The 10,780-nt window shown below is 66.7% G+C and carries 8 protein-coding genes; all 8 read left to right on the top strand.

Annotation, left to right across the window (positions count from 1 at the left end):
- Positions 1 to 149 precede the first annotated feature (149 nt).
- The 8 genes from AC07NY_RS05375 (at position 150) to iolB (ending at position 10,753) form a co-directional block, all read left to right on the top strand.
- The gene (locus AC07NY_RS05375) at positions 150 to 2,018 is read left to right on the top strand and encodes a TRAP transporter large permease (protein WP_494582332.1); all 1,869 of its coding nucleotides are present in this window, start codon (positions 150 to 152) and stop codon (positions 2,016 to 2,018) included.
- A 43-nt stretch (positions 2,019 to 2,061) separates the two neighbouring features.
- On the top strand, positions 2,062 to 3,081 hold the full coding sequence (locus tag AC07NY_RS05370; protein ID WP_494582330.1) for a TRAP transporter substrate-binding protein: 1,020 nt from the start codon (positions 2,062 to 2,064) through the stop codon (positions 3,079 to 3,081).
- A gap of 114 nt (positions 3,082 to 3,195) precedes the next feature.
- Positions 3,196 to 3,999, top strand: a complete 804-nt coding sequence (locus AC07NY_RS05365; protein ID WP_494582328.1) for an SDR family NAD(P)-dependent oxidoreductase — start codon at positions 3,196 to 3,198, stop codon at positions 3,997 to 3,999.
- A 96-nt stretch (positions 4,000 to 4,095) separates the two neighbouring features.
- Complete coding sequence (locus AC07NY_RS05360; protein ID WP_494582326.1) at positions 4,096 to 4,965, top strand: MurR/RpiR family transcriptional regulator; 870 nt, start codon at positions 4,096 to 4,098, stop codon at positions 4,963 to 4,965.
- 107 nt (positions 4,966 to 5,072) lie between these two features.
- Positions 5,073 to 7,007 (top strand): bifunctional 5-dehydro-2-deoxygluconokinase/5-dehydro-2-deoxyphosphogluconate aldolase, encoded by a 1,935-nt coding sequence (locus AC07NY_RS05355; protein WP_494582324.1) that lies wholly within the window; start codon positions 5,073 to 5,075, stop codon positions 7,005 to 7,007.
- A 72-nt stretch (positions 7,008 to 7,079) separates the two neighbouring features.
- A complete protein-coding gene (iolD, locus tag AC07NY_RS05350; protein WP_494583693.1) occupies positions 7,080 to 8,930 on the top strand; it encodes a 3D-(3,5/4)-trihydroxycyclohexane-1,2-dione acylhydrolase (decyclizing) in 1,851 nt (616 codons plus the stop codon).
- 32 nt (positions 8,931 to 8,962) lie between these two features.
- Positions 8,963 to 9,847 carry a myo-inosose-2 dehydratase gene (iolE, locus tag AC07NY_RS05345; RefSeq protein ID WP_494582323.1) on the top strand — a complete coding sequence of 295 codons (885 nt, stop codon included), beginning with the start codon at positions 8,963 to 8,965 and terminating at the stop codon, positions 9,845 to 9,847.
- Between the two features lie 108 nt (positions 9,848 to 9,955).
- The gene (gene iolB, locus AC07NY_RS05340) at positions 9,956 to 10,753 is read left to right on the top strand and encodes a 5-deoxy-glucuronate isomerase (RefSeq protein WP_494582321.1); all 798 of its coding nucleotides are present in this window, start codon (positions 9,956 to 9,958) and stop codon (positions 10,751 to 10,753) included.
- The last annotated feature ends 27 nt before the right edge of the window (positions 10,754 to 10,780 follow it).

The following is a 10,780-nucleotide window of genomic DNA, read 5'->3' as shown; positions in this document are numbered from 1 at the left end:
GTCCCGCTGCCCGGCTATTCACAGTGTGGACCGCAATCGACGCCGACGACACACAAGATCGGCGCGAAGGGAGGAACGGAACGATGGCCCTGAGGGCTCCACACAGCACGGGTGCAGTGCGCCTGACGACCGGCATCTGAGGCCATCGCATGGTCGATGTCGTCGATACGCTGCATATCCCAGAGAACCTGAGCGAGAACGAGGGCGCGCGCCCCGGCTCCGCCATCATGCGCCCGGTCGAGATCGTCGCAGCCGCCCTCGTCGCCTTCATCATCGGCGTGCTGCTGCTCGGCGTGATCTCGCGCTACGTCTTCTCGCTGCCCTTCGTCTGGGTCGACGAGGTCGCCTCGATTTGCTTCATCTGGCTCGCCATGCTCGGCGCCGCCATCGCCGTCGATCGCAACGAGCATCTGCGCCTGACGCTCTTCGTCGGCATGATGCCGCCGCGCCTGCGCGAATTCGTCGAGACGCTGGCACTCATCGCCGTTGCCGCCTTCCTGGCGGCGATGGTCTACCCGGCCATCGATTACGCGGTGGAAGAGAGCTACGTCACCTCGGCCGCGCTCAACATTCCCGTCAGCTGGCGGGTCTCGGCCATCGCCGTCGGCATCGCGCTGATGCTGCTCCTGACGATCCGCTATGCCTTCAAGACCGGGCGTCTGGCGGATATCGCGGCATCGGTGCTGATCATCGGCGGGTTCGGCCTCGCCTTCTGGCTGCTGGGGCCGACGCTGAAGACCCTCGGCTACTACAATATCCTGATCTTCCTGGTCTGCGTCGTCGCCGCCTGCCTCGTCGCGGGCGTTCCGATCGCCTTCTGCTTCGGGCTGGGTACGCTCGCCTTCCTCGCCTTCTCGACCAATGTCCCGATGATCGTGATGATCGGGCGCATGGACGAGGGCATGTCGAGCCTCATCCTGCTCTCGGTGCCGATCTTCGTTCTGCTCGGCTGTATCCTCGACGCCACCGGCATGGGCAAGGCGATTGTCGACTTCCTGGCCTCCCTGCTCGGCCATGTCCGCGCCGGCATGTCCTATGTCCTGCTCGGCTCGCTCTATCTCGTCTCGGGCATCTCGGGCTCCAAGGTCTCGGATATGGCGACGGTCGCGCCCGCGCTCTTCCCGGAGATGAAGCGGCGCGGCTACAAGCCCAAGGACCTGATCGCGCTGCTCTCGACCGGCGCCGCGATGGCCGACACCGTGCCGCCCTCGATCGTGCTGATCGTGCTCGGCTCCGTCGCCGGCGTCTCGATCGCCGGCCTGTTCAATGCCGGCTTCGTCATCGCCGGCGTGCTGCTCGTCGCGCTCGCCGGCCTCGCTCGCTGGAAGGCGGCGGCGGAGGACATGAAGGGCGTGCGCCGCGCGCCACTCGCGGTGATCGGCAAGGTCGCGCTCGTCGCGGCCCCGGCGCTGGTCCTGCCCTTCATCATCCGTGCCGCGGTCGGCGGCGGCGTCGCGACCGCGACCGAGGTCTCGACCATCGCGGTGCTCTATGCGCTGGTCATCGGCATCGTGCTCTATGGCGGCATCAGCCCGCGCAAGTTCTACCAGATGCTGGTCGAGACCGCGGCGCTTTCCGGGGCGATCCTGGTCATTCTCGGCACGGCGCTCGCCATGGCCTGGGCGCTGACCCAGACCGGCTTCGCCCGCGACCTCGCCGTCTTCATGGCGAACCTGCCCGGCGGCTGGCTCTCCTTCATGGCGGTGACCATCGTCGTCTTCATGATCCTCGGCTGCGTGCTGGAAGGCCTGCCGGCGATCGTGCTGATGGCGCCATTGATGTTCCCGATCGCCAAGAATCTCGGCATCAACGACGTGCACTATTCGATGGTCGTGGTCACCGCGATGAATATCGGCCTGATGGCGCCGCCGATCGGCATCGGCTTCTACATCGCCTGCAAGATCGGCAACGTCTCGCCCGACGAGGCGATGGGCGCGATCTGGCCCTATCTCATCGCCCTGATCGTCGGCCTCATCGTCATCGCCCTCGTGCCCGGCCTCTCGACCTGGGTGCTGTGAAGCTCACAACAAGAAACCAGACAATCCCCGAGGAGAAACGCTCATGACCATTTCGCGCCGTACACTGCTCCAGGCCTCGGCCGCCGCCTCCGCGCTCAGTACCTTCCATATCGGCCGCGCCAATGCCCAGGCCGCCGAATTCACCTACAAATACGCCAACAACCTGCCCGTCGCGCACCCGCTGAACGCCCGCGCCAACGAGGCGGTGGCGAAGATCAAGCAGGAGACCAACGGCCGGGTCGACATCCAGATCTTCCCAAACAACCAGCTCGGCTCCGACACCGACATGCTGAGCCAGGTCCGCTCGGGCGGCGTCGAGTTCTTCACGCTCTCGCCGCTGATCCTCTCGACGCTCGTCGCCAACGCCTCGCTCTCCGGCATCGGCTTCGCGTTCCCGAACTACGACGCGGTCTGGAAGGCGATGGACGGCGAGCTCGGGACTTACGTCCGCGGCCAGATCGGCAAGGCCAATCTCGTCGTCATGGACAAGATCTGGGACAACGGCTTCCGCCAGATCACCTCGTCCAAGGGCCCGATCAACACGCCCGAGGACCTCAAGGGTTTCAAGATCCGCGTGCCGGTCTCGCCGCTCTGGACCTCGATGTTCACCGCCTTCCAGTCGGCCCCGGCCTCGATCAACTTCGCCGAGGTCTACACCGCGCTGCAGACCAAGGTCGTCGACGGCCAGGAGAACCCGCTGGCGATCATCGCGACGGCCAAGCTCTTCGAGGTGCAGAAGTACCTCTCGCTGACCAACCACATGTGGGACGGCTTCTGGTTCCTGGCCAACCGCCGCGCCTGGGAGCGCCTGCCGGAAGACCTGCGCGCCATCGTCGCCAAGAACATCAATGCCGCCGCGCTCCTGGAGCGCGAGGACGTCGCCAAGCTCAATGCCGGCCTGCAGGGCGAGCTCGCCTCGAAGGGCATGACCATCAACGAGACCAAGGCCGACGCCTTCCGCGACGCCCTGCGCAAGGCCGGCTTCTACGCCGAGTGGAAGAAGAAGTACGGCGACGAGGCCTGGGCGATCCTGGAGAAGGCCGTCGGCAGCTCGCTGAGCTGATCGACAGCCACCCTCATCATCGGGCGCCGGACACGACCATGAGGCGCGGGGAACCCTCTCCTGTAAGGAGAGGGAATCCCGCGCCCTTCTCGTCCCTCATCGAAAGAACACCACATGGCCGACCGGCTGAAGGGCAAGATCGCCATCGTCTTCGGCGCCGGCTCCTCCGGCCCCGGCTGGGGCAACGGCAAGGCCGCGGCCGTCGCTTATGCCCGCGAGGGCGCCGGCGTCGCCTGCATCGACCTCAACCGCGATGCCGCCGAGGAGACCGCCGCGATCATCGCCGGCGAGGGCGGCAAGGCCTTGGCCCTCGCCGCCAATGTCACCGACCTCGCCTCGGTCGAGGCCTGCGTCGCCGAAACCGTGGGGCATTTCGGGCGCATCGACATCCTCCACAACAATGTCGGCGTCACCCACATGGGCGGCCCGGTCGAACTGTCGGAGGAGCAGTTCAACGCCTCGCTCCAGCTCAATCTCGGCTCTGTCTATCGCTGCGCCAAGGCCGTCATTCCGGAGATGCTGAAGGCCGGCGGCGGCGCGATCGTCAACATCTCATCGCTCGCCGCCATCCGCTGGACCGGCTACCCGTACTTCGCCTATTACGCGACGAAGGCGGCTGTGAACCAGGCGACGGTCGCGCTCGCGATGCAATACGCAAGGCAGGGCATCCGCGCGAACTGCATCATGCCCGGCCTGATCGACACGCCGCTGATCTACAAGCAGATCTCCTCGCAATACGGCTCCGTCGAGGAGATGGTCGCCGCCCGCGACGCGCAGGTGCCGATGGGCAAGATGGGCACCGCCTGGGACATCGCCAACGCCGCGATCTTCCTCGCCTCCGACGAGGCGAAGTTCATCACCGGCGTCTGCCTGCCGGTCGATGGCGGCCAGAGCTGCACTGCCGGCCTGCCAGGCTGACGCGGCATCGAGCGTTCATTCCTCCTTTGGAACGCTTGCTCCATTTCCGCTTCGCTGCCAGAACTGTCGCAACAGGGACGGCAACGGGAACCCAGGATGAGCGAAACCGCCGTTGCGGAGCTGCCGCGCGACTTCGACGAATTGCGCGCATCGATTCTCGCCCAGCGCGAGAGCCTGCCCAAGCGCATCGCCCAGATCGCGGCCTATGCCCTCGATAATCCCGACGAGATCGCCTTCGGCACCGCTGCCAGCATCGCGATCTCGGCCGGCGTCCAGCCCTCCACCCTGATCCGCTTCGCCCAGCATCTCGGCTTCGACGGCTTCACCAGCCTGCAAAGCGTCTTTCGCGAACGACTGCGCGAGCGCAATTCGAGCTATGAGGAACGCCTCAACACGCTGCGGGTCGGCGACGGCACGGCGGCCGGCAACCATCGCATTCTCGACGGCTTCCTCACCGCCTCGCGCAAATCGCTCGACGTGATGAGCCGCACCCTCGACGAAGCGACGCTCGACCGCGCGATCGATGTGCTCGCCCGGGCCGAGACGATCTATATCCTCGCCCGGCGCCGCTCCTATCCGGTGGCGAGCTATCTGGCCTATGCGCTCGGCAAGCTCGAAGTCCGCAACCAGCTCGTCGAGTCGGCCGCCGGCCTCGATCCGGAGATCATCGCCTTCGCCACGCCGAAGGATGCTGTCCTCGTCATCAGCTTCTCGCCCTATGCGCCTGCGACGATCGAGGACGCGCGCGGCCTCGCCGAGCGCGGCGTGCCGCTCGTCGCCATCACCGACAGCGCCTTCTCCCCGCTCGCCAGCATCGCCAAGCTCTGGTTCGAAGTCGCCGAGGCGGATTTCGGCGGATTCCGCACCCTGGCCTCGACCATGGCGCTCTCGATGGCGCTGGCGGTCGGCGTCGGCGAGGCGCGCCGGGCCGGGCGCGGCAAGGGTCGGCGCGGCGGAGCCTCCTAAAGCTTTAGGGAATGTACATTCCGCATTGACGAGAAGCTGGAATTATTATTTCATTCCGGCAACAGGGGCCGCTCGGCTCCAATGACCAGCGCAGCCGGGAGAGAGACATGACGGGACCGCTCGGCGGATCGACGCAGGCGCTCGACGTCATCACCATCGGCCGCGCCTCGGTCGATCTCTACGGCCAGCAGATCGGTTCGCGGCTGGAGGATGTCACCTCCTTCGCCAAATCGGTCGGCGGCTGCCCCGCCAATATCGCCATCGGCACAGCCCGGCTCGGCTTGCGCTCGGCCCTGCTCACCCGCGTCGGCAATGAGCAGTTCGGCCGCTTTCTGCGCGAGCAGCTTGCGCGCGAGGGCGTCAATCTCGACGGCCTCAAGACCGACCCGGAACGCCTGACCGCGCTCGCTATCCTCTCGGTCGAGAGCGACAAATCCTTCCCCCTGCTGTTCTACCGCGAGAACTGCGCCGACATGGCGCTGGAGGAAGGCGATATCGACCCCGCCTTCATCGCGAAGGCCCGCGCCGTCGTCGTCACCGGCACGCATTTCGCCCGCCCCGGCCCGGAGGCTGCCCAGCGCAAGGCAATGAAGCTGATGCACGGCAACGGCGGCAAGGTCGTGCTGGACATCGACTATCGCCCCAATCTCTGGGGCCTTGCCGGCCATGATGCCGGCGACAATCGCTACATCGCCTCGCAGGCCGTCTCCGAGCGGATGAAGACGGTCCTGCCCGGCTGCGACCTGATCATCGGCACCGAGGAAGAGGTTCTGATCGCCTCGGGCGAGAGCGAACTCCTGCCCGCACTGAAGACGATCCGTTCGCTGACGCCGGCCACCATCGTGCTCAAGCGCGGCCCGATGGGCTGCATCGTCTATGAAGGCGCGATCCCCGACGACCTCGAAGAGGGCATCATCGGCAAGGGCTTCCCGATCGAGGTCTACAACGTGCTTGGCGCCGGCGACGCCTTCATGTCCGGCTTCCTGCGCGGCTGGCTCGGCGGCGAAAGCCTCGCCACGGCCGCGACCTGGGCTAATGCCTGCGGCGCATTCGCCGTCTCGCGCCTGCTCTGCTCGCCGGAAAGCCCGACCTTCGAGGAGCTGCAATATTTCCTGAAAGAGGGCAGCCCGCACCGGGCGCTCCGCAAGGACGCCGATATCAACCACATTCACTGGGCGACGACGCGCCGCCGGGATGTGCCTTCACTGATGGCGCTGGCCTGCGATCATCGCTCGCAACTCGAAGAACTCGCAGCGAAGCTCGGTGCCGAACCCGCCCGCATCCGCGACTTCAAAGTTCTGGCGGTCAAGGCCGCCGCCCGCGTCGCCGATGGCCGCCCCGGCTACGGCATGTTGCTCGACGAGAAGCATGGCCGCGAGGCGATGTTCGAATTCGCCCGCCATCCCTTCGCCTGGCTCGGCCGCCCTGTGGAACTCCCCGGCTCGCGCCCGCTGCGCTTCGAGACGAGTCAGGATATCGGCTCGTTGCTGCCGGAATGGCCGGTCGATCACTGCATCAAGGCGCTCTGCTTCTATCACCCGGACGATTCCGAAGAGCTGAAGCGCGAGCAGCAGGAAAAGCTGCGCGGCCTGTTCGAAGCGGCGCGCAAGGTCGGCCGCGAACTGCTGATCGAGATCATCGCCAGCAAAAACGGCCCGCTCGGCGCTGACACGATCTCCCGCGCGCTGGAGGAAATCTACGCGCTCGGCATCAAGCCCGACTGGTGGAAGCTGGAGCCGCAATCCTCCCCCGCCGCCTGGGCCGCGATCGAGAAGTCCATCGCGAAGCATGATCCCTGGTGCCGCGGCGTCCTGCTGCTCGGGCTCGATGCGCCCGCCGAGGAGCTGGAGGCCGGCTTCGCCGCCACGGCTTCCGCCCCGATCGTCAAGGGTTTCGCCGTCGGCCGCACCATCTTCATGAACGCGGCCGAGGGTTGGCTCTCGGGCAAGCTCGACGACGAGGCGGCGATCGCCGACATGGCCAAGCGCTTTGAGGCGCTGACCGGCCTCTGGCTTGCCACACGCGGCCGGAAAGCGGCCTAGCGCATCGGCCCGAAAAGTGGGAACCGGTTTTCGGACCAAGCCGATGCTAAGAAGACTCCCGACCGGAGACAGATCATGAGCACCGTCCGCCTCACCATGGCGCAGGCGCTGACGCGCTTCCTCGCCGCGCAGATGACCGAGATCGACGGGCAGCGCCTGCCGATCTTCGGCGGCGTCTGGGCGATCTTCGGCCATGGCAATGTCGCAGGCCTTGGCGAGGCGCTCTGGCACGAGCGCGAGCGCCTGCCGACCTTCCGCGCCCATAACGAGCAGGCCATGGCCCATGCGGCGATCGCCTATGCCAAGGCCAATATGCGCCGCCGCTTCATGGCCGCGACGACCTCGATCGGCCCCGGCGCAACCAACCTCGTCACGGCTGCGGCGCTCGCCCATGTCAACCGCCTGCCGGTGCTGCTGCTGCCGGGCGATGTCTTCGCCAACCGCATCCCCGATCCGGTGCTCCAGCAGGTCGAGGATTTCGGCGACGGCACCGTCTCGGCCAATGACTGCTTCCGGCCGGTCTCGCGCTATTTCGACCGCATCACCCGGCCAGAACAGATCATCCCGGCGCTGACCCGCGCCATGCAGGTGCTGACCGATCCGGCCGAATGCGGCCCGGTCACGCTCGCGCTCTGCCAGGACGTCCAGGCCGAAGCCTATGACTACCCCGAGAGCTTCTTCACGGAGCGTCTCTGGACGCCGCGCCGTCCCCGCTCCGACCGCGACGAACTCAAGGCTGCTGCCGAGGCGCTGAAGGCGGCGAAGAAGCCGCTCATCGTTGCCGGTGGCGGCGTGCTCTATTCCGGTGCCAGCGACGAGCTCGCCCGCTTCTCGGCCGCGACCGGCATTCCCGTCTGCGAGACGCAAGGCGGCAAATCCGCCCTGCCGGACGACAACGCGCTCAATATGGCCGCTGTCGGCGTCACCGGCACGGAGGCCGCCAACCGGCTCGCCGCCGAGGCCGACCTCGTTCTGGCCGTCGGCACCCGCCTGCAGGATTTCACCACCGGCTCCTGGGCGCTGTTCGGCACGGCCCAGAAGACGATCATCGGCCTCAACATCCAGTCATTCGACGCCGGCAAGCATCGCGCTTTGCCGGTTGTCGCCGATGCCCGCGAGGGCCTCGCCGAACTGGCGCAGGCCATCGGCAGCTGGAAGGCCCCCGAGAGCTGGACGGCCAAGGCCAAAGCCGGCAAGGCCGACTGGCTGAAGGAAGCCGGCAAGGCGACCGCCGCCAGCAATGCCGCCCTGCCCTCGGACGCGCAGGTCATCGGCGCGGTCCAGCGCACACTGGGCTCCGACGTCATCCTGCTCCATGCGGCGGGCGGCCTGCCCGGCGAATTGCACAAGCTCTGGCAGGCCGGCGCGCCCGGCTCCTACCATGCCGAATACGGCTTCTCCTGCATGGGCTACGAGATCGCCGGCGGGCTCGGCGCCAAGATGGCCCGGCCCGGCAAGGAGGTCGTCGTCATGGTCGGCGACGGCTCCTATCTGATGCTCAATTCCGAGATCGCGACCTCGGTGATGCTGGGGCTCAAGCTCACCATCGTCCTGCTCGACAATCGCGGCTATGGCTGCATCAACCGCCTGCAGATGGCCACCGGCAGCCAGAGCTTCAACAACCTGCTCAAGGACACCCGGCACGAGACCCTGCCGGAGATCGACTTCGTCCAGCACGCCGCCAGCATGGGCGCAATCGCCGTAAAGGCAGCCTCGATTGCGGAACTGGAGACAGCGCTGGCGCAGGCCAAGGCCAACACCCGCACGACCGTCGTCGTCATCGACACCGACCCGCTGATCTCGACGGGAGCCGGCGGCGCCTGGTGGGATGTCGCGGTGCCCGAGGTGAGCCAGCGTGAGCAGGTTCGCACGGCGCGGGCGAATTACGACGAACGACGCAAGCGTCAGACCATCGGCAACTGAAGCCGTTCTCATAGGCAAGAAAGACCCGACACATGATCCGCATCGGCGCGAACCCCATCGGCTGGTCGAATGACGACATGCTGGAAATCGGCGGCGACATCCCGCTCGAAACCTGCCTGAACGAGGCCCGCGAGGCCGGCTTCACCGGTATGGAGCTCGGCAACAAGTTCCCGCGCGAGGCCGGCAAGCTGAAGCCGATCCTCGACGCCCATGGCCACGCGCTGGTCTCCGGCTGGTACTCAACCGAACTGCTCGTCCGCGACGTCGCCGCCGAGATGGTGGCCGTGAAGGCCCATGCGACGCTGCTGCGCGACATGGGCTGCTCGGTGCTGATCGCCGCCGAGACCTCGAACGCGATCCACTCCGACATCGCCAAGCCGCTTTCGGCCCGGCCCGTGCTGCCGAAGAACCGCTGGGACGATTTCGGCACGCGCTACTCTAATTTCGCCGAGGCGGTGAAGGCCGAATACGGCCTCCAGCTCGTCTATCACCATCACATGGGCACGGTCGTGCAGACCGAAGCCGAGATCGACCGGTTCATGGGCGTCACCAGCCTGGCCGTCGGCCTGCTGCTCGATACCGGCCACGCCACCTGGGGCGGCGGCGATCCGGCCCGCATCATCAGACACTGGAAGGCCCGCATCCACCATGTCCACTGCAAGGACATCCGCGAGGCCGTGATGTGGCGCTCGAACCGCGAGGACTGGTCCTTCCTCGAATCGGTGCTCGCCGGCGTCTACACCGTGCCGGGCGACGGCCTGATCGACTATGTCCGCGTGCTCAGGGAACTGCAGGGCTATTCCGGCTGGATCGTCGTCGAGGCCGAGCAGGATCCGAAGAAGGCGGAGCCCGCGACCTATGCCAAGCTCGGCCACGCCAATCTCAGCCGCTTCATCAAGGAAGCCGGGCTGGCCTGACAACAACCGTCATTCTCGGGCGCAGCGCAGCGTAGACCCGAGAATCTCCCGACAGAGATGCTCGGGTCGAGCCCGAGCATGACGAGCCCATCAGATAGGAAGCAGCCGATGTCCCATCTCAAGGTCAAGCCGCAGGGCACGAGCGGCCGCGTCACCCATGTCACGCCGGAAAGCGCCGGCTGGACCTATGTCGGCTTCGACCTGCACCGCCTGAAGCCGGGCGAGACCGTCTCGGCCAAGACCGGCACCCGCGAGACCTGCCTCGTCTTCGTCACCGGCAAGGGGAACGCGGCAGCTGACGGCAAGCCCCTGGGCGAGCTCGGCCAGCGGATGAGCCCCTTCGAGGGCAAGCCCTGGTCGGTCTACCTTCCCGAAGGTTCCGACTGGTCCGTCACCGCCACCTCCGATCTGGAGCTCGCGGTCTGCACGGCGCCCGGCCTCAAGGGCGGCCTGCCCGTCCGCGTCATCAGCCCGGACGATCTCGGCCAGGAGATTCGCGGCAAGGGCTCCAACACCCGCCACGTCACCAACATCCTGCCGGAGAACGAACCGGCGGATTCGCTGCTGGTGGTCGAGGTCATCACGCCGGCCGGCAATACCTCGAGCTATCCGCCGCACAAGCACGACCAGGACGACCTGCCGCGCGAATCCCATCTGGAAGAGACCTACTATCACCGCCTCAACCCGCCGCAGGGCTTCGGCTTCCAGCGCGTCTATACCGACGACCGCAGCCTGGACGAGGCCATGGCGATCGAGGACGGCGACGTCGTGCTGGTGCCCAAGGGCTATCATCCCTGCGCCACCTGCCACGGCTACGATCTCTATTATCTCAACGTCATGGCCGGCCCGAAGCGGACCTGGAAATTCCACAACGCCGCCGAGCATGAGTGGCTGCTGAAGGGCTGAGCCCCCGCTGTCGAGGCGCGGTTCGGC

It is taken from the genome of Allobosea sp. GW821-FHT09G06, from assembly GCF_059416005.1.
This window is presented reverse-complemented; position numbering and strand designations above follow the sequence as displayed.